This is a genomic window from Isoptericola sp. Y581 (genome assembly GCF_059445475.1).
This window is the reverse complement of the sequence record NZ_JCAIUK010000002.1, coordinates 537,535-556,992: the sequence shown is the minus strand read 5'-3', so window position 1 is coordinate 556,992 and position 19,458 is coordinate 537,535. Positions and strand designations below refer to the sequence as shown.

14 protein-coding genes are annotated in these 19,458 nt (G+C 75.6%); 4 read left to right on the top strand and 10 right to left on the bottom strand.

The annotated features are described in order from the left end of the window. Positions 1-41: 41 nt before the first annotated feature. The 3 genes from AC1C2W_RS05650 to AC1C2W_RS05640 form a co-directional block, all read right to left on the bottom strand. Entirely contained in the window at positions 42-986 is a 945-nt protein-coding gene (locus tag AC1C2W_RS05650; RefSeq protein WP_495412597.1) for an MBL fold metallo-hydrolase, read from the bottom strand. Next, complete coding sequence (locus AC1C2W_RS05645; protein WP_495412596.1) at positions 983-3,097, bottom strand: alkaline phosphatase family protein; 2,115 nt, start codon at positions 3,095-3,097, stop codon at positions 983-985. The genes AC1C2W_RS05650 and AC1C2W_RS05645 overlap by 4 nt, the downstream gene beginning before the upstream one ends. A gap of 63 nt (positions 3,098-3,160) precedes the next feature. Continuing rightward, a complete protein-coding gene (locus AC1C2W_RS05640) occupies positions 3,161-3,394 on the bottom strand; it encodes a DUF3046 domain-containing protein (RefSeq protein WP_495390327.1) in 234 nt (77 codons plus the stop codon). A 93-nt stretch (positions 3,395-3,487) separates the two neighbouring features. Here AC1C2W_RS05640 and AC1C2W_RS05635 point away from each other — a divergent pair, with 93 nt between their 5' ends. Together AC1C2W_RS05635 and AC1C2W_RS05630 are read left to right on the top strand one after the other, a co-directional pair. After that, positions 3,488-8,584 (top strand): DEAD/DEAH box helicase, encoded by a 5,097-nt coding sequence (locus AC1C2W_RS05635; protein WP_495412595.1) that lies wholly within the window; start codon positions 3,488-3,490, stop codon positions 8,582-8,584. 18 nt (positions 8,585-8,602) lie between these two features. After that, positions 8,603-9,409, top strand: coding sequence for a DNA-formamidopyrimidine glycosylase family protein (locus AC1C2W_RS05630; RefSeq protein WP_495390325.1), 807 nt, complete (start codon positions 8,603-8,605; stop codon positions 9,407-9,409). A gap of 59 nt (positions 9,410-9,468) precedes the next feature. On the opposite strand, the gene AC1C2W_RS05625 is transcribed toward AC1C2W_RS05630, so the two are convergent. The 3 genes from AC1C2W_RS05625 to pgsA all read right to left on the bottom strand — a co-directional run bounded on the left by AC1C2W_RS05625 (position 9,469) and on the right by pgsA (position 11,174). Further along, on the bottom strand, positions 9,469-9,819 hold the full coding sequence (locus tag AC1C2W_RS05625) for a helix-turn-helix domain-containing protein (RefSeq protein WP_495390324.1): 351 nt from the start codon (positions 9,817-9,819) through the stop codon (positions 9,469-9,471). Between the two features lie 231 nt (positions 9,820-10,050). After that, positions 10,051-10,575 carry a CinA family protein gene (locus AC1C2W_RS05620; protein WP_495412594.1) on the bottom strand — a complete coding sequence of 175 codons (525 nt, stop codon included), beginning with the start codon at positions 10,573-10,575 and terminating at the stop codon, positions 10,051-10,053. Further along, complete coding sequence (gene pgsA, locus AC1C2W_RS05615) at positions 10,572-11,174, bottom strand: CDP-diacylglycerol--glycerol-3-phosphate 3-phosphatidyltransferase (RefSeq protein ID WP_495390322.1); 603 nt, start codon at positions 11,172-11,174, stop codon at positions 10,572-10,574. Before pgsA ends, AC1C2W_RS05620 begins: the two co-directional genes overlap by 4 nt. Before the next feature lie 60 nt (positions 11,175-11,234). Between pgsA and AC1C2W_RS05610 the strand changes: the two genes are divergently transcribed. Then, positions 11,235-12,545 (top strand): CapA family protein, encoded by a 1,311-nt coding sequence (locus tag AC1C2W_RS05610; protein WP_495412593.1) that lies wholly within the window; start codon positions 11,235-11,237, stop codon positions 12,543-12,545. 32 nt (positions 12,546-12,577) lie between these two features. Here the strand turns inward: AC1C2W_RS05610 and AC1C2W_RS05605 are convergent, their stop codons facing one another. Together AC1C2W_RS05605 and AC1C2W_RS05600 are read right to left on the bottom strand one after the other, a co-directional pair. Beyond that, positions 12,578-15,424, bottom strand: a complete 2,847-nt coding sequence (locus AC1C2W_RS05605; RefSeq protein WP_495412649.1) for an FtsK/SpoIIIE family DNA translocase — start codon at positions 15,422-15,424, stop codon at positions 12,578-12,580. Positions 15,425-15,489: 65 nt separating this feature from the next. Then, complete coding sequence (locus AC1C2W_RS05600; protein ID WP_495390320.1) at positions 15,490-15,903, bottom strand: hypothetical protein; 414 nt, start codon at positions 15,901-15,903, stop codon at positions 15,490-15,492. Positions 15,904-15,986: 83 nt separating this feature from the next. On the opposite strand from AC1C2W_RS05600, the gene AC1C2W_RS05595 reads away from it, so the two are divergent. After that, positions 15,987-16,568, top strand: coding sequence for a TetR/AcrR family transcriptional regulator (locus AC1C2W_RS05595; protein ID WP_495390319.1), 582 nt, complete (start codon positions 15,987-15,989; stop codon positions 16,566-16,568). 3 nt (positions 16,569-16,571) lie between these two features. Here the strand turns inward: AC1C2W_RS05595 and add are convergent, their stop codons facing one another. Together add and AC1C2W_RS05585 are read right to left on the bottom strand one after the other, a co-directional pair. Then, a complete protein-coding gene (gene add / locus AC1C2W_RS05590; RefSeq protein WP_495390318.1) occupies positions 16,572-17,585 on the bottom strand; it encodes an adenosine deaminase in 1,014 nt (337 codons plus the stop codon). 175 nt (positions 17,586-17,760) lie between these two features. Then, positions 17,761-19,446: a ribonuclease J gene (locus AC1C2W_RS05585; RefSeq protein ID WP_495390317.1), complete on the bottom strand. Its 1,686-nt coding sequence runs from the start codon at positions 19,444-19,446 to the stop codon at positions 17,761-17,763. Positions 19,447-19,458: the final 12 nt, after the last annotated feature.

Here is a 19,458-nt window from a genome sequence, read left to right as displayed (position 1 = left end):
GGTGTGGACAACGACGGGCGAGAACCTTCTGTGGACAGACTCTACCCGAACACGTGTTCGAGGCCGCCGTCCCCGTCGGGCGTGTCGCACCACTCCTCACCGGGCCGCAGCGTCACGACCCGCACCCCCGGCGCCACCCGACGCACGGCGGCCGCGAAGGCCTCGCCGGCGTGGTCCATCCACCCCTTGGGCAGGTTCCGGCCGCCCGGCGCGTGGAGCGTGCCCCAGTGCACCGGGATCGCGACCCGCGGCCGCACCTCGGCGCACACCTCGGCCGCGCCCTGCGGCCCCAGGTGGCCGCCGGAGAGCCGCGGGCCCCACCCCGAGACGGGCACGAGCGCCACATCGACGCGCCCACCCGCCAGGTCGCGCACCCGCCCGATGCCGGGGAAGCGCTCCGTGTCGCCCACGGCCCACACCGTGCGGGCCGCCACGCCGTCGGCCCGTCCCCCGCCGAGCCGCACCAGGTGCCCGTTCGTCGCGTTGGGGCGGTGCGGCATGGGGCGGTCCCCGTGCACGGCGGTGACGAGCCGCACCTGCACGCCCGCGACGTCGTGCCACGCCCCGCCGTGCCGAGCGCCGTCATGCCCCGCACCATGACCCGCACCGTGGCCCGCACCGTGGCCCGGCAGCTCCACCGGCGGATCGAGGCCGACCCCGCGCAGCCCCTTGCCGCGCAGCCAGCGCGCGTTGGCCGGCGCGGTGAGCACGGGCACGTCGCCGAGCAGCCGCAGCGAGCCCAGCTCGGCGTGGTCGTGGTGCAGGTGCGACAGCAGGGCGGCGTCGGCGCCGCGCCACGCGTCCGTTGCAGGCCGGTCTCCTCGGCGCCTCAGCATGCCCGCGTGCCGCCGCAGCAGCGGATCGGTCACGAGCCGGGTCGTGCGCCCGTCCGCCGCGGTGAGGTCGAGGACGACCGTCGAGTGGCCCAGCCACGTCACCCTGAGCGACGGCCCAGGCGGTGTCTGGGACGGGGACCCGCGGCTCATGGCGCCTCCCGCAGCCCGAGCTCGGCGAGCCACGCGACCAGCCGCCGGTGCACGGCCTCGGCCCCCACGAGCATGCGTGCGCCGTCCACGTCCTCGCGCTCGTCGTCCGGCACCACGAGCCCGACCGGGTGCAGCAGGAGCGCCTCGCTCTGCGCCCCGCCGAGCCCGCCGTGCGAGCCCACCAGACCCTCCAGCGCATGCACCCGACCCATCTCGTCCACGGCCGAGACGACCACGAGGTCGCCCGCGTCCTCCAGGCCGGCGACCCGCAGCAGGTCGGCCCTCGCACGCGACCCGTACCCGGCCAGGGGGTCGCGGCCGGTCACGCGGCCGGTCGCCAGGTCGTGCGACCCACGGCGGCCGCGCGCCACCGGCCCCTGCGCGCCGTGGACCACGACGAACCCGACGGCGGGACTCTCGACCAGCCCCGGGACGAGGGCCGGCCACCGCGCGGCCACCTCCGCGGCCGCGACGCGGCGCGGCTCGCGGCAGAACCAGATCATCCCGAGGTTCCCCGAGCCGACCACCGCGACCTCGGGGAGGTCCGCGTCCCCGGTGCCCCGGTCGGGGCCGACGAGGACGCGCCCGGCCCCGTCGCGCTCCCTGCGCAGGGCGTTCAGCGCAGTGTTCGCCGGGCCCCACACCTCGCCGTCGGGCGAGGGCCTCCGGCCGGTGCGCCGGGCGCCACCGGGATCCGTCGGGGCGCGCTCCCCGACGAGCCTGGTCACCTCGTCCGCGAACGACCGGCCCACCACCTGCTCGAAGGTGGCGCCGAGCGACTGTCCGTGGTCGGACACCACCACCACCTGGTACCGGCGCGGGGCGCCCCGGGCGATCTCCTCCCAGAGGCCGACGACGCGGTCGAGCCCTTCGAGCGCACGAAGGGCCTCGGGCCGCAGCGGGCCGGCGTGGTGGGCGATCTCGTCGTAGTCGACGAGGTCGACGCACACCACCGGAGCGCCCTGCACGAGCTGCTCCGCGACGAGCGCCGTGTTGAGGTCGCGCAGCAGCACGTTGGTGATCGCCCGCAGGACCGGGTACCAGCCACGCCGGCGCACGCGCGGTCGCACGCCGCGCACCGCCTGCTGCCAGCCCTGGTACAGCTCCTTGACGGCCTCCCCCACCGTGCCGACCACCGCGCGCACCAGCACGAACGGGCTGGCGAAGAACCGGACGAACAGCTGCCCTGGACCGAGCCCCTGCGCCGCGCGGCTCATCACCAGCAGGTGGGTGGCGGCGTCGCCGGAGAACATCGTCGACACGGCGACCCCGCCGCCCGCGAGGAGGCCGCGCCCGTCGCTCGCACCGCGCTCGACATCGGCGGCGTCGGAGGGCCGGTTCGTCACCACCAGGCGCCCGAGCCGCCGCGACCACCACCGGAAGGCGGGGACGGCGTCCGTCGTGCCGTGCAGCAGCCCGAGCGTGCTGGCCGGCGTGGTGCACGGCACGCGGGCCCACCACGACTCCATCCGGTGGCTGCCGGAACCCAGCCACCGCTCGAGCGTCGGCACGAGGCCCGCCTGCAGCGCGTGGTCGAGTGTCGGCCTGGCGACGCCGTCGAGCATGACGACGAGCACGCCGGGCGGCCGGTCGTCACCCTCCGGCATGTCCCCCCGCGCGTCGTGCCGCGCGTCGTGCCGCGCGTCGGCCGCCCCGCGCGACGCGCTCCGCGGGACGCCGGCCTGACGGCGCGCACGACGCAGGAGGTCGCCGACCACGTACGCGTTGTCGCTCGCCCCGACGGCCCAGTGCCCGCAGGCCATGACCACCGACGCCACCAGCAGCACCGCCAGCACGTCCGTCCAGGACCGGCTGGAGACCCCGGGCAGGAACGTCAGAGCCGCCCACACGACGAGCACCTGCGCGCCGAGGCCGAGCAGCAGGGCGCCGACCGCACCGCCGGCCCGCGCGAGCCGCCGCAGCGGCACGCGGAGGAGCACGTCACCGGCGCCCACCACGACGGCGACCAGGACGACGGCCCAGGGCGTGGTCACCCGGACGCCGTCGACCACCCGGATCGCGATCCCGAGGCCTGCGGCGGTCGACACCAGCGACCAGAGCGCGCCGCGGACGTCGGCCACCGTGACGAGCGGAGCTCGGGCGCGGGGCATGACGCCATGATGCCGCCTCCGGCCGGCGCCGTCGCGGGGTCCGGGCAGGGACGGCGGGCGAGGTCAGCGGGCCGGCGGTGCCTGCCGCCGGTTGTCGGAGCCCCAGCGCTCCGAGTCGGGCACGTCGAGCGCGTCGCACAGGGCGTGCCACACGACGCGAGGTTCCATGCCGGCTTCGAGGGCCTGGGCGGGCGTGCGCCCGTCCAGACGGGGCAGCACCTGCTCCCGCACGAGGGCGCGGCCATAGGCCGGCCCGAAGACCTCGTCGACCAGCTCGGCGAACTCGCGAAAACGCACCGGCCCAGCCTCGCACGCCGCGCGGGGTGGTCGAGAGCGACTCGGGGTTCCTTCGGTCTGCGCGCTGTCGGTGGAGGCTGTCAGGATGGCGGGGTGGTCGCATCCCCGCCGCCCGTCGGCCCCGTCGAGGCGCCCGTCGAGGTGCTCGCGCGGTTCGGCCCCGCCACCCGCTCCTGGTTCGCCGGGGCGTTCGAGGCGCCGACGGCGGCGCAGGCCGGCGCGTGGGAGGCGATCAGCTCCGACCGGCACGCGCTGGTCGTCGCGCCGACAGGATCGGGCAAGACCCTCGCGGCGTTCCTCTGGGCGATCGACCGCCTGACCACCGAGCCGCCCCCGGAGCGGGCCCGCCGCTGCCGCGTGCTGTACGTGTCGCCGCTCAAGGCCCTCGCGGCGGACGTGCAGCGCAACCTGCGCTCGCCGCTCGCCGGCATCCGGCAGGCCGCCGCGCGCGACGGGCTGTCGGTCGAGGAGGTGACGGTCGGCGCCCGCACGGGTGACACGCCGCCGTCGGAGCGGCGCGCGTTCGCCACGCGCCCCCCGGACGTGCTGGTCACGACACCCGAGTCGCTCTTCCTCGTCCTCACCTCCCAGGCGCGGGCGGGCCTCGCCGGCGTGCAGACCGTCGTCCTCGACGAGATCCACGCCGTGGCGGGCACCAAGCGGGGCGCGCACCTCGCCCTGAGCCTGGAACGCCTCGACGAGCTCCTCGACCGGCCGGCGCAGCGCGTCGGGCTGTCGGCGACGGTGCGACCTGTGGAGACCGTCGCCGAGTTCCTCGGCGGCCACCGCACACCGGAGGACGGCGGCCGCGAGGTGGTCGTGGTCCAGCCGCCGGCCACCAAGCGGTGGGCGATCGACGTCGTCGTGCCGGTGCCCGACCTCGCCGACCTGGACGCCGCGCAGACGGTGCCGGACCCGACCGCCCCGGTCCCGGCCGGCACCGCCGGCGCGGGCCGCGGGTCCGGAAATGGGCCCGGCCTCGGCGACGAGGAGGTGGACCTCAGCGGGGACGCGTCCTCCCCGCTGCGCCGTGCGTCGGTCTGGCCGCACGTCGAGGAACGGGTGGTGGACCTGGTCGCCGAGCACCGCTCGACCCTGGTGTTCACCAACTCCCGCCGCGGTGCCGAGCGGCTCACCGCCCGGATGAACGAGATCTGGGCGGAGCGCACCGGGGCGAACCTGCCCGAGCCGGGCACCCAGTGGCCCGCACAGACCCAGGCGCAGTCCGGGGCGTCGGTCGCGCTGCCGCCCGGTCCGGACGGCGCCGAGGCGCCGCCGCTCGCCCGCGCCCACCACGGCTCCATGAGCCGGGTGGAGCGCACCCGCACCGAGTCCGACCTCAAGGCGGGTCGCCTGCCGGCGGTGGTCGCGACCTCGTCCCTCGAGCTGGGCATCGACATGGGCGCCATCGACCTCGTCGTCCAGGTGGGCGCGCCGCCGTCGGTCGCGAGCGGCCTGCAGCGCATCGGCCGCGCCGGGCACCAGGTGGGCGCGGTCTCCCACGGCGTGGTCTTCCCGACCTTCCGCGGCGACCTCGTGCCGGCCACCGTGGTGGCGCGTCGGATGCGCGCCGGCGAGATCGAGCACCTGCACGTCCCCGCGAACGCCCTCGACGTGCTGGCCCAGCAGGTGGTGGCGACGCTGGCCACGGACGACTGGCCGGCGGAGGAGCTCCTCGCCACGTTCCGCCGGGCACACCCGTTCCACACCCTCGGCGACGCGACCTGGCGGGCCGTGCTGGACATGCTCGCCGGCCGCTACCCGAGCGAGGACTTCGCCGAGCTGCGGGCCCGGATCGTGTGGGACCGCACCACCGGCCGCCTCTCCGGGCGGCCGGGCGCCCTGCGCCTCGCGGCCACGAGCGGCGGCACCATCCCCGACCGCGGGCTGTACGGCGTCTACCTCGCCACCGAGCCCCCGACCTCGGGCCCCCCCGACGACGGCGCACCCGCCGGCGGGGCCCGCCCCCGCGGTGGCAAGCGCGTGGGCGAGCTCGACGAGGAGATGGTCTACGAGTCGCGGGTCGGGGACACGTTCACCCTCGGCTCGTCCACCTGGCGCATCGAGGCGATCACACCGGACCGGGTGCTCGTGACCCCGGCGCCCGGGCTCCCGGGGCGGCTGCCCTTCTGGAGGGGCGACTCGCCGGGCCGCCCGGTCGAGCTCGGCCGCGCCGTGGGCGCCTTCGTGCGCGAGACCGACGTACTCCTGGCCGAGGACGAGGCCCAGGGCACCGCGCAGGGCCAGGCCAGCCTGCGGGACGCCGGCCTGGACACGTGGGCGGCCGACAACCTGGCGTCGTACCTGGGCGAGCAGCGGCGCGCCACCGGCCGGCTCCCGGACGACCGCACCGTGGTCGTGGAACGGTTCCGCGACGAGCTGGGCGACTGGCGCGTGGTGATCCACTCCCCGTTCGGCGCGCCCGTGCACGCGCCGTGGGCGCTGGTGGTGGCCGCGCGCCTGCGGGCGCGGTACGGCACGGACGTGGCGGCGATGCATGCCGACGACGGGATCGTGCTGCGGCTGCCGGACGCGGGCGACGCCGGCTGGGACCTGGGCGGGCCCGGCTGGGACCTCGGCTCCGACGGCGCGGCGGGCGACGATGCCGCGGGCTCCGAGCGGGCCGCCGACGCGCCCGCTGTCACGGCCGAGGACCTCCTGGTGGACCCCGACGACGTGCTGGGCGCCGTGCGCGACGAGCTGGGCGGCTCGGTGATGTTCGCGGCGCGCTTCCGCGAGGCCGCCGCCCGGGCGCTGCTGCTGCCGCGCCGGCGTCCCGACCGCCGCCAGCCGCTGTGGCAGCAGCGCCAGCGGGCATCTCAGCTGCTGCAGGTGGCGTCGCAGTTCCCGGACTTCCCGATCATGCTCGAGGCCGCCCGCGAGTGCCTGCGCGACGACTTCGACGTGGCCGCGCTCACCGAGCTCATGGGCGACCTGCAGGCGGGGCGGGTGCGGCTCGTCGAGGTGACCACCTCCTCGCCGTCGCCATTTGCCCAGGCGCTCCTGTTCGGCTACACGGCGCAGTTCCTCTACGACGGCGACGCCCCGCTGGCCGAGCGCCGGGCGGCTGCGCTGTCCCTGGACCCGGACCTCCTGACCGAGCTGCTGGGCGAGCAGGGCGCAACCCCCCTGGCCGACCTTCTCGACCCCGGGGCGGTCGAACGGACCGAGGCAGAGCTGCAGGCCCTCGCCCCCGACCGTCAGGCCCGCGACGCCGAGGCGATCTGGGACGTGCTGCGACGCACCGGCCCCCACCCGGCGTCCGCGCTGCGGGCCCGGACGCGGGAGGCGGGCCGGGAGCAGGTCGACGCCTGGCTCGCCGACCTGGAGGGCGCCCGCCGGGTGATCAGGGTGCGCCTCGGGGGGCAGCAGGGCGACGACGCCGAGCAGTGGGCCGTGGTCGAGGACGCGGGCCGGCTCCGGGACGCGCTCGGCGTGGCCCTCCCGGTGGGCGTGCCGGAGACGTTCACCGAGCCGGTGGCCGACCCCCTGGGCGACCTGGTGCGCCGGCACGCGCGGACCCACGGCCCGTTCCCGGCGACGGACGTCGCGCGCCGCTTCGGGCTCGGGATCGCCGTCGTGGCGCAGGTGCTCGCGCGGCTCGAGGCCGTCGGCGCCGTCGCACGGGGCGCGCTGCTGCCGTCGTCGCTGGGCGGCACGGGGGACGAGTGGTGCGACCCCGAGGTGCTGCGCACGCTGCGGCGGCGGTCGCTCGCCGCGCTGCGGGCCGAGGTCGAGCCGGTGGAGCCCGAGGCCCTGGGCGTCTTCCTGCCGCGCTGGCACGGCATCGGCATGCGGGTGGGCGGCACGGGCAGCGGCGGCGGCGCCCTGCGCGGGGCGGACGGCGTGCTGCGGGCGGTGGAGCAGCTCTCCGGGGCGGCTGTGCCCGCGTCCGCGCTGGAGACGCTCGTGCTCCCCGCCCGCGTGGCGGACTACTCCCCCGCGGTGCTCGACGAGCTGACCACGGCTGGCGAGGTGCTGTGGTGCGGCCACGGCCGGCTGCCCGGGTCCGGCGGCGGGGACGGCATGGTGAGCCTGCACCTGGCCGACGGCGCGCCCCTCACGCTCCGCGATCCCGACCCCGTCGCCGGGAGCGCGGCCGAGGGCGGGCCGCTCGACACCGACCTGCACCGGGCGGTGCTCGATCTCCTGACCGGGTCGGGGGGCTACTTCCTGCCACGCCTGGCGGAGCTGGCGAGCGCGAGCCAGTCGGCCACCCTCGAGGTCCTGTGGGACCTCGTCTGGGCGGGCTGGGTGACCAACGACCGCCTCGGGCCGCTGCGCGAAGCCCTCGGCGGATCGGGCCGGCACTCGGGCAGGCATGGCGGCGGCGCCCACCGCGCCCCCGCCGCCCCGGGGCGCGCCCGGCCGGTGCGGGTGGCGCGCTTCGGCCTGGTCCGCCCCACGTCCGCCGCCGCGCTGCCGCGCGCGGGCGGCGGGCGGTGGTCGGCGCTGCCTGCGGTGGAGCAGGACCCGACCGTGCGCGCGCACGCTCTCGCCCAGGTGCTGCTCGAGCGGCACGGCGTGCTCACCCGCGCCGTCGCCCCGGCCGAGGGGGTGACGTCGCGCTTCCGCGACGTGTACCGCGTGCTCACGGGCCTCGAGGAGCGCGGCGCGGCCCGCCGCGGGTACTTCCTCGAGGGCCTGGGCGGCTCGCAGTTCGCGCTGCCCGGGGCCGTCGACCAGCTGCGCACCGACGCGGCGGACCGTGTCCGCGCCCTCGACTCCCTCGTGGAGGGGCCGGCTGCGCCGTCGGCCGGCAGGATCGAGCCCGGCGCCCTCCTGCTCGCCGCGACCGACCCGGCCAACCCGTACGGCGCCGCGGTTGCCTGGCCGCGCACGTCGGCGGGCTCCCCCGCCGGGGACGGTGGGGCGACGGGCGCGCACCGTCCCGGGCGCAAGGCCGGCGCCGTGGTGGTGCTGGTGGACGGCGAGCTCGTGCTGTTCGTCGAGCGGGGCGGGCGCACGGTGCTGTCCTTCGGGCGCGGCGACGCCGGCGACGGAGCCCGGCTCGCCGCTGCCGCGCGCCTCCTCGCCGCCGACACGCGGGCGGGACGGTTGGGCCGGGTCACCGTGCAGCGGGTCGACGGCGTGCCCGCGCTCGCCGCCGCGCGGGATCGGACCCCCGCCGCCGCCGCGCTGCTGGACTCCGGCTTCGGCGTCACCCCGCGCGGGCTGCGGCCGGCCTGAGGCGAGCAGGAGCCCACCGTGCCCGAGGGAGACGTGCTGCGGCTGACCGCCGAGCGGCTCGGAGCCGCGCTGCGGGGGTCGCCGCTGGTCCGGGCCGAGCTGCGCTGGCCATCGGCGGGAGGCGTCGACCTGGTGGGTGCCGCCGTGACCGAGTCCGTCGCGTACGGCAAGCATCTGCTGCTGCGGCTCGACGACGGGCGCACCCTGCACACCCACCTGCGCATGGACGGCTCGTGGCGAGTGTGCAGGACCGGGTCCCGCGAGTCTGCCGGCCGGGCGGACGCGGTGCGGGCCGTGCTGGCCACCGCCTCCTGGACGTGCCTGGGCGTGCAGCTCGGCATGCTGGACGTGCTGCGCACGCGGGACGAGCCGCGCCTGCTGGGCCACCTGGGCCCCGACGTGCTGGGCGGCGACTTCCCCGACCGGCTCGACGAGGGCGCGGCCCGGCTCGGCGCGGACCCGGGGCGCCCGCTCTGCGTCGCGCTGCTCGACCAGCGGACGGTCGCCGGGTTGGGGACCATCTGGACCGCGGAGTCGCTGTTCGCAACCCGACGGTGGCCGTGGACCACCGTCGGGTCCCTCGACGACGAGGCACGCCGCACCCTGCTGGTCACCGCGCGGCGGCTGATGTCACGCAGCGTCACTGTGGGCCGCACCTCCGGCCTGGGCGCCGTCGAGCTCGCCGTGCACGGGCGCCATCGCGCGCCCTGCCGCCGGTGCCGGACGCCCGTGGCCCTCGGCAGCACCGCGGGGCCGGGCCTGCGGCCGGACGCCGGTGAGCGGGCGATCTACTGGTGCCCGTCGTGCCAGGCCTCGCCGGCATAGCGGAGGCATAGCGAAAGCCCCTTCGCGAGATTCTCGTGAAGGGGCCTTCTCTGTTGCCGTCAGCCGACCGGTGCGAGGTCTCCTCGCAGCGCCTGGCCGGTGTCGCGCGGCTCGCCGCCACGGCTGAGCATGCCGGCGAAGACGTCCGCCGGGATCGTGTCGGGGATGTGCAGACCCTCCACCACCGCGATCCGGTCGCTCACCTCGCGCAGCACGAGCGACATCGGAACGTCGAGCGCCTCGCAGATCGAGGCCAGCAGCTCGGAGGACGCCTCCTTCTGCCCGCGCTCCACCTCGCTCAGGTACCCGAGCGAGACCCTCGCAGCGGAAGACACCTCTCGCAGGGTGCGCCCCTGGCGCTGCCGCGCGTCGCGCAGCACGTCGCCGATCTCTCGTCGCAGTACGACCATCTCGCGCCCCCTCTCCGTGGCCGATCGTCGCGGCTCCGGACCCGTCGCCGGGTTCCTCGTCCGTCCTGTCGTCCCCCTGACTCCAGGGGTGGCACTACCGTACCGCGCGCGCGGCCCACCCGGCCTGGCGTGGCCCGGCTCCGGACGGCTTCGTGCCTTCTCGATGATCACACCCTCCGCAACGCACGCACCGCATGCCTTGTTCCCGGCGTCACGACCCCGGCGTGCCCGTCACGCATCCTTCACCGGAGCGACGCGCCGCACCGCGTCCAACGCCAGCGCGAGCACCTCGCGCGTGGCGGCGGCGCGCACCGTATCCCGATCGCCCGGGACGTCGAGGCGGCGCACCTGCTCACCGCCCGGCATGCTGACCGCGACGTACACCTCGCCCGGCGGGTGCCCGTCCTGGGTGTCGGGGCCCGCCACGCCCGTCGTCGCCAGCCCGACGTCGGCCCCCAGCACCCGTCGCGCCCCGGCCGCCATCTGGGTCGCCACCTCGGGGTCCACGGCGCCCCGCCGCGCGAGCAGGTCCGGGTCCACCGTGAGCACCGAGGCCTTCACGTCCGTCGCGTACGCCACGACGGCGCCCCGCACCACGGCCGACGCTCCGGGCACGTCGACCAGCGCCGCGACGACCAGGCCGCCGGTCAAGGACTCCGCCGTGCCCAGCGACCACCCGCGACCCCGGGCTGCGTCGAGCAGGGCGGGCGCGAGCTCCTCGGCGGGCGCGCCCGGCGCGCGCGCCGGGACGGTCATGCGGCCGCTCGCGGCCCCGCCTCGCGACGCCCGGCCGAGAACAGCCGCCATCCGCGCACGGCGTAGTCGACGCCGGTCACGACGGTGACCGCGATCGCGAGTGCTAGCACCACCCAGGCCACGATCAGCACCGCGTCGGGCAGGGCGGACAGGGGCAGCAGGAAGAGGGTGATCGCGACAGCCTGCAGCACTGTCTTCAGCTTGCCGCCGCGCGAGGCGGGCATGACGGCGTAGCGGAGAACGACCATCCGCAGCGCGGTGATCCCAAGCTCGCGCACCAGGATCACGGTGGGCACCCACCAGGGCAGCTCGCCCAGCGGCCAGCAGAGCAGGATCAGCGCCGTGCCGATCAGCGCCTTGTCGGCGATCGGGTCGAGCAGCTTGCCGAGGTCGGTGACGAGGTTGCGCGAGCGGGCCAGATAGCCGTCGACGCGGTCGCTCACGGCGGCGACCACGAAGATCGCCGTCGCGACGAGACGCCAGGTGATGGAGTCGCCGCCCTCCACGAGCAACGCCCAGGCGAACACGGGCACGAGCGCGATGCGCACGAGAGTCACCGCATTGGCGACGTTCCAGGGCGAGGGCGCTTCGTTGACCACCGGGCCACCCTATAGGCGCTCATCGGACGCCAGGACCCTCGCGGGCAGTACTCTCCTGCCGTGCCCCATCACGCGTCCGACGACGGGCGACCGACACGACGAGGCCTCGCGGTCGCCGCCGCAGCTCTGTGCGGCGCCGCCGTCGGCGTGGCCGCGGCGCTCGCGCTGGGCGGCCCCCTCGCCGGGCTCGACCCGCCCGACGCCGCCGGGCCCGGGTCCGCGAGCCCGGAGACGTCGGCCGCACCCAGCCCGACGCCCAGCCCCACGCCCAGCCCCACACCCAACCCTGCCGAGTTCACGCTGCTGGCCGGGGGCGACCTCCTCACCCACGACCCCGTCGTCGACTCGGCGGGCGGCCCCGACGACCCGGACTTCACCCCGCTGCTGGCCGGGATCGACGCCTGGGTGCAGGGCGCCGACCTGGCCTTGTGCCACCTCGAGGTGCCGGTGGCGCCGAAGGGGACCCCGCCGAGCGGGTACCCGCTCTTCGGCGCACCCGCGGGCCTCGTTCGTGACCTGCAGGAGCAGGGCTGGGACGGCTGCTCCACCGCGTCCAACCACTCGGTCGACCGGGGGTACGACGGCGTGCGTGCCACCATCCGCCGCCTGGCCGACGCAGGGATGGGGCACGCCGGGACGGCACGCAGCGAGGCCGAGCAGGACGAGCCGCAGCTGTACGTGCTGGACCGCGAGGGCCGCAAGATCACCGTGGCGCACCTGGCCGCCGCCTACGGCCTCAACGGACTGGCCATGCCCGCGGACGCCCCCTGGGCCGTCGACCTCATCGACGCCGACCAGCTCGTCGAGCAGGCCCGCGTCGCCCGAGAGGAGGGCGCCGACGTGGTGGTCGTCAGTTTGCACGCCGGGGTCGAGTACACGGAGGAGCTCACCGACCAGCAGGAGGACGTCGTGAGCCGGCTCGCCCGCTCGGGCGAGGTCGACCTCGTCATCGGGCACCACGCGCACATCCCGCAGGCCTTCGACCGCGTCGGGAAGGGGCCGGACGGCGACGGCATGTGGGTCGCCTACGGCCTGGGCAACCTGCTGTCGAACCAGAGCTCCGACTGCTGCGACGCCCGCACGAGCAACGGCGTGCTCCTCTCCGCGACCTTCACGCAGGAGGGCCCCGACGATCCGACGCGCGTGAGCGAGGTGCGCTGGACCGGCGTCACCGTCGACGTCGGCGCGGGGCACGACGTCGCCGCGCTGCCGGACGCGCTGGCCGACCCGGGCGGCACCACGCTCTCCGAGGCCGAGCTCGCGGCGCGGGAGCAGCGCGTGCAGGACGCCGTGGGCAAGGTCGCGAAGGAGCGCAAGGAGCCCACCGCGACCACCGGCCCGCCGCCACAGGTCGTCCCCCGCGGCGACTGACGGTCAACTGACGGACACGGAGGCCGGCGTGGTCAGCGCCAGCCGTGCTCGGGGTCGGTGTCGGCGCCGTCGTGGTATTCCGTCGCCACGGGCGGCGCGTGCCCGTCCGTGCCGTCCGCGTACGGGTCGGCCGGCGCGTCCGCCACGGCCCCGGCGGGCGGGTCCGGCGGCGCCGGCGAGGCGGCGTCGGCGTCCTGGTCGTAGGCCCGCGACGGCTCGCCGCGCAGGAGCGCGAGCGTCGACGGCAGGTCGTCCGGGTTCACCAGCACCTCGCGGGCCTTCGACCCCTCGGACGGCCCGACGATCTCGCGCGACTCCAGCAGGTCCATGAGCCGGCCTGCCTTGGCGAAGCCGACGCGCAGCTTGCGCTGCAGCATCGACGTCGACCCGAACTGCGTGGTCACGACGAGCTCGGCCGCCTGCAGCAGCAGGTCGAGGTCGTCGCCGATGTCCTCGTCCACCTGCTTCTTGGCGGCCGCGGGCGCGGTCACGTCCTCCCGGTACACGGGCTTGAGCTGGGCCTTCACGTGCTCGACGACGGCGTGCACCTCGGTCTCGGTGACCCACGCCCCCTGCACGCGCATCGGCTTGGCCGCGCCCATCGGCAGGAAGAGCGCGTCGCCCTGCCCGATGAGCTTCTCGGCGCCCGGCTGGTCGAGCACCACGCGCGAGTCGGTGACGGACGACGTCGCGAAGGCGAGCCGGGACGGCACGTTCGCCTTGATCAGGCCGGTGACGACGTCGACCGACGGGCGCTGCGTCGCGAGCACCAGGTGGATGCCGGCCGCGCGCGCGAGCTGGGTGATGCGCTGGATCGAGGACTCGACGTCGCGGGGGGCGACCATCATGAGGTCCGCGAGCTCGTCGACGACGACCAGCAGGTACGGGTACGGCGCGATCTTGCGCTCGGAGCCCGGCAGCGGCTTCACCTTGCCGGCGCGCACGGCGACGTTGAAGTCGTCGAGGTGCTTGAAGCCGAACATCGCCAGGTCGTCGTAGCGGGCGTCCATCTCGCGCACCACCCAGTCGAGGGCCTCGGCGGCCTTCTTGGGGCTCGTGATGATCGGCGTGATCAGGTGCGGGATGCCCTCGTAGATGGTCAGCTCGACGCGCTTCGGGTCGACGAGGACGAGACGCACCTGCTCCGGCGTGGCCCGCATGAGGATCGACGTGATCAGCGAGTTGATGAAGCTCGACTTGCCCGCGCCGGTGGCGCCGGCCACGAGGATGTGCGGCATCTTGGCCAGGTTCGCCACGACATAGCCGCCCTCGACGTCCTTGCCCACGCCCATCACCATCGCGTGCTCGGTGCGGCGGGCTGCCGAGGAGCGCAGCACGTCGCCGAGCACGACCGTCTCGCGGTCGGAGTTCGGGATTTCGATGCCGATGGCCGACTTGCCCGGGATCGGGGACAGGATCCGCACGTCCGCGCTCGCCACCGCGTAGGCGATGTTGTTGGAGAGCGACGTGATGCGCTCCACCTTGGTCTTGGCCCCCACCTCGACCTCGTAGCGCGTGACGGTCGGCCCGCGCGTGAAGCCCGTGACCTGTGCGTCGACGCCGAAGTCCTCGAAGACCTTGGTGAGCGACTCGACCACGCGGTCGTTCGCCGCGGACCGGGTCTTGTGCGGCGCGCCCTTGCCGAGGGCGTCCTCGGGGGGCAGCAGGTAGACCGTGTCGCCGTCGAGCATCGGCTGCTCGCCGCGCCCCATGGGCGGTAGGTCGCCGGACGGGGCCTTGGAGTCGGGAGCGGCCGTCGATCCGGAGGTCGCCGCCACGGCCTCGACGGACTCGGTCGCCGCGGGCCCGACCCGCCGCGTGGCGGTGGCACCGTCCGCACGGTCGGGCTTGGCCGTGCCGCCGGACTTCGCCGCGGCGGTCTCCCGCTCGAGCGTCGCCGCCTTCTCGAACGCCTCGTCGCCGACGTACCCGTCGAGCCCTGCGGCCTCCGCCGCCTCGGCGGCGCGCTGGGCCTTCGTCTTGCGGGTGCGCTTCTTGCGCGGCGCCGCGTCGGTGCCGTCGTGCCGTGAGACGCCCTCGGCGAGCGGCAGCCCGTCGTCCGCCGCGCCGTGGTCCGGGTGGTGGTTACCGGTGAGCCGGTCGTAGAGGCCGCGTGCCCGCTCGGGGATGCGGTGGAAGGGGGTGGCGGTGACCACGAGGAGGCCGAAGAACCCGAGCAGAAGGAACAGCGGCACGGCCACCCACTCCGTCACGCCGGTCACCACGGGCGTGCCCGCGAGGTAGCCGATGATGCCGCCGGCCGCCTGCAGGGCGGCGAAGCCGTCGCTCGGCGCAGGAGTGTCCTCGGCGATGGCGACGAGCGCGCACACCGACACGACGATCAGGGCGAGACCGATCGCGACACGGGAGTTCGCCCGGGCGCGTTCGGGATGGCGCATCACGCGGAACCCGAGCCACAGCAGGAGCACCGGCACGGCCACCCCGGCCAGGCCGACGGTGCCGGCGACGACGGTGTGGACGACGGTGCCGAACGTGCCGGAGATCCCCCACCACTCTCGCGCGGCGACGACCAGCGCGAACGCGATGAGGAAGAAGGCGACGCCGTCTCGGCGGTGCTCGGGTTCCAGGTCTCTTGCTCCCTTGGTGATGCTGCGGGTCAGGCTGCCGACCCCGTGTGCGACGCCAAGGTACAGGCCGCGGACGGCCCGGACCGGCCACGACGGCTCGTGGCGCGCGGGCCGGCGCGCCGGCGCACGACGACCACCGCTCTTGCCGCCGCGCCCTGAGCTCTTGGTCGAGCGCGCGGACGAGGTGCGGGCGGGCGCTCGATGGTTCGGGGCCGCCACGGAAGCGGTCCGCCCCGTCGTCGTCCCCCGCGGGGTCCCGGTGATCCTCCGGGCGGGTGTCCGGATCGCCATGATGCCCTCACCGTACCCGCCGACCCCCGCGCGACGGCGCAGGTCCCGGGCGCGTGTCACCGCGCTCAGCCCGCTGTGAGAAGCCCCACGGCCAGGGTCACGACGCCCGCGGCGAGAAGGCCCGCGCCCGCGAGGAGCAGCACGACGGCGCGGTTCGGTGACGTGCGGCCCCTCCCCATGGCGGAGAAGAAGAAGCCGGCGGGCATCAGGATCGCGGCGACCAGGACGCCCGTGGCCGCGAGCCAGCGCCAGCCGCCCGACAGGTCGGTGGCCTCGGCGAGGACGACGCACAGCAGCCCGAGGATGACGAGCACCCCGGCGTGCGCGTGCCCGGCGCGGAAGAACGAAGCCTGGAACGCGGTCGCAGGGACCTTGCCCGTGACCACCTTGACCAGGAAGTACCCGCCGGACTCGATGGCGACGACTGTCAACAGGACGATGCCCGCGGTGACGCGGGCCGCTTCGGTGAGCTCAAGCACGGCGGCCTCCTTGGACGGCAATTTACGAACACTGTTATAGAACACCGTTCGCAAACTCTCGTCAAGCCGTCTAGGCTCGCGGCATGGCACGACCACGGCTGCACGACGACGCCCTGCGCACCCGCCTCCTGGAGGTCGCCTCCGAGGCGATCTCCACCGGCGGCGAGCCCACCACCACCGTGCGGTCCGTGGCCTCCGCGGCCGGCACGAGCCCGTCCGCGGTGTACGCGCTGTTCGGGTCCCGCGACGCCCTCCTGGCCGCGGTGAGCGCCGAGGGCTTCCGGCGCTTCGCCGGCCACCTCGCCGCCGTGCCCCGGACCGACGACCCGGTGGCCGACCTTCGCGCCCTGGGGTCGGCCTACCGCCACAGCGCGCTCGCCGCCCCCCACTTCTACCGGGTGATGTTCGACCGGGCGGTGCTGCCGGGCAGCGACGCCCCGCCCGCGGTGCAGCGGCCCACCTTCGGGGTGCTGCACGACGCCGTCGCGCGGGTGATCGGCGGGCATCCGGAACGCGCCGAACCCGTGGCCGTCGGGCTCTGGGGGCTGGTGCACGGCCTGGTCTCGCTCGAGCTCGCCGGGCTCCTCCCCGGGGACGCGCACGCCCGGGCCGTGCGCTACGACGCGGCCGTGGGATCCCTCGGCCCGGCGTTGCTGGCCGGCTGAGCGTCAGACCGCGGCGCGCCAGGCCTCGACGTCGACGAGGTGCCGCGCGACCTGCTCGGGCGACAGGAACGAACCCCGGAACGACGCGGCGGCGAGGTCGGCGCGCTGGTCGCGGGTCAGTCCGAAGGCGGCGGTCACGGCGTCGTCGACCTCGTCGACGTAGGCGCCGAAGTACGACGGGTCGTCCGAGTTCAGCGAGACGTCGAGGCCGGCGGCCAGCATGGCGGGCAGCGGGTGCGCGGCCAGCGACGGCACCGCCCCCAGCCGCACGTTCGACCACGGGCACACCGTCAGCGGCACCCGGTCGCGCACGAGCCGGGCCACCACCGCGTCGTCCTCCAGGGCGCGGATGCCGTGGTCGACCCGCTCGGCCCCGAGGACGTCGAGCACCTCGGTCACGTTCGCCGCCGGGCCCTCCTCGCCCGCGTGGGCGGTGCGGCGCAGCCCGTGGGCCGCCGCACGCTCGAACGCCGGCGCGAACGGCGACGCGGCGAAGCCCACCTCGCTCGACGCCAGCCCGACCGCGGCGAACGGGGCACCCGCCGCCAGCACGGCGTCCAGCACCGCGTCCGCCTCGGCGGGCGGGCGGTGCCGCAGGAATGCCAGGACCAGCAGGCTCGACACTCCGTGTGCCGCCTCGGCGTCGGCCGCGCCGCGGGTCACGCCGGCCGCCAGGTCCTCCAGCGGGACCCCGCGCGCCAGGTGCGTCTGCAGGTCGATCATGAGCTCCGCGTGCCGCACCCCGCCGGCCGCCGCGCGGCGCAGGTAGGCGCGAGTGAGGTCCGCGAAGTCCTCGGCGGTGCGCAGCACCTGCGAGGTCGCGTGGTACAGGTCGAGGAAGGACTGCAGGTCGGTGAAGGCGTACGCGGAGCGCAGCTGGTCCGGGTCGCGGTAGGGCAGGGCGATCCGGTTCCGCTCCGCCAGCGTGAAGGCCAGCTCCGGCTCCAGCGTGCCCTCCAGGTGCAGGTGCAGCTCGGCGCGCGGCAGGCGCGGCAGGTTCGTCGCAGGCGCAGTCATGCCACGCAGGGTACGTGCGGATCAGCGGGGGGCGGCGCCACGCACGACGGAGCGGACGGCACGAGGGGCCTCCCAGCGGTGGCGGACGGTGGTAGTCACCGTAGCCGCGCGCCGGGAGGCCCCTCGGGTGTTTCCACAGCCCCCACGTGGGTGCCGCGGGGTGGGTCGTCAGGCGTCAGGCCTCCACGACCACCGGCACGATCATGGGGCGGCGGCGCAGGCGCCGGTTGACCCACTGGCCGATGACGCGGCGCATCACCTGCTGGAGCTGGTAGGCGTCGGTAGCCCCCCCGGCGATGGCGGTCTCGAGTGCCGCGACGACGTCGGGCTGGACCTCCTCGAAGACCGCGTCGTCCTCGGCCATGCCGCGCGCGAGGATCTGCGGGCCGGCGAGCACCTTGCCGGTGGCCGTGTCGACGACCGCGAAGACCGAGACGAAGCCCTCCTCGGCGAGGGTGCGCCGGTCCTTGAGCTCGTTCTCCGTCACCTCTCCGACCGACGATCCGTCGACGAACACGTAGCCGCACGGCACCGCGCCCACGACGGACGCCTTGCCGTCGACGAGGTCGACGACGACGCCGTCCTCGGCGAGCACCACCCGGTCGGCCGGCACGCCGGTACGCACCGCGAGCGCCGCGTTCGCCACGAGGTGGCGCACCTCGCCGTGCACGGGCATGACGTTCTTGGGCTTGAGGATGTTGTAGCAGTACAGGAGCTCGCCCGCGCTGGCGTGCCCGGAGACGTGCACCTTGGCGTTGCCGGAGTGCACGACGCGCGCGCCGAGGCGCGTGAGCCCGTTGATGACGCGGAACACGGAGTTCTCGTTGCCCGGGATGAGCGACGACGCGAGGATCACGGTGTCGCCGTGGCCCACCTGGACCCGGTGGTCGCCGTTCGCCATCCGGCTCAGGGCGGCCATCGGCTCGCCCTGGGAACCGGTGGACATGTAGACGACGCGGTCGTCCGGCAGGCTCGCGGCCTGCTTGAGCTCGATGAGGACGCCCGGCGGGACGTCGAGGTAGCCGAGCTCGGCGGCGATGCCCATGTTGCGGACCATCGAGCGCCCCACGAGGGCGACCTTGCGGCCGTGGGCCTGCGCCGCGTTGAGCACCTGCTGCACGCGGTGCACGTGCGAGGAGAACGACGCGACGATGACGCGCTTCTCCGCCTGGGCGAAGACGCTGTCGAGCACCGGGCCGATCTCGACCTCGTTGGTGACGAAGCCCGGCACCTCGGCGTTCGTGGAGTCGACCATGAACAGGTCGACGCCCTTCTCCCCCAGCCGCGCGAACGCGCGCAGGTCGGTGACGCGGCCGTCCAGCGGCAGCTGGTCCATCTTGAAGTCGCCCGTGTGCAGCACGGTGCCGGCGCCGGTCGTGACGGCGACGGCGAGCGCATCGGGGATCGAGTGGTTGACCGCGACGAACTCGAGGTCGAACTTGCCGAGCCGCTCGGTCTGGCCCTCGGCCACGACGCGCAGCACCGGCTTGATGCGGTGCTCCTTGAGCTTGGCCTCGACGAAGGCGAGGGTGAGCCGCGAGCCGATCAGCGGGATGTCCCGGCGCAGCCGCAGCAGGTAGGGCACGGCGCCGATGTGGTCCTCGTGCCCGTGGGTGAGGACGATCGCCTCGATGTCGTCCAGGCGATCCTTGATGTACTCGAAGTCCGGGAGGATCAGGTCGACGCCGGGCTGGTGGTCCTCGGGGAAGAGCACGCCGCAGTCGATGATCAGCAGGCGCCCCTCGTACTCGAAGACGGCCATGTTGCGCCCCACCTCGCCCAGACCGCCGAGGGCGACGATGCGCAGCCCCTTCGACGGCAGTGCGGGGGGCAGGGGAAGTTCGGGGTGAGGGTGGCTCACGGGGCCTCCAGG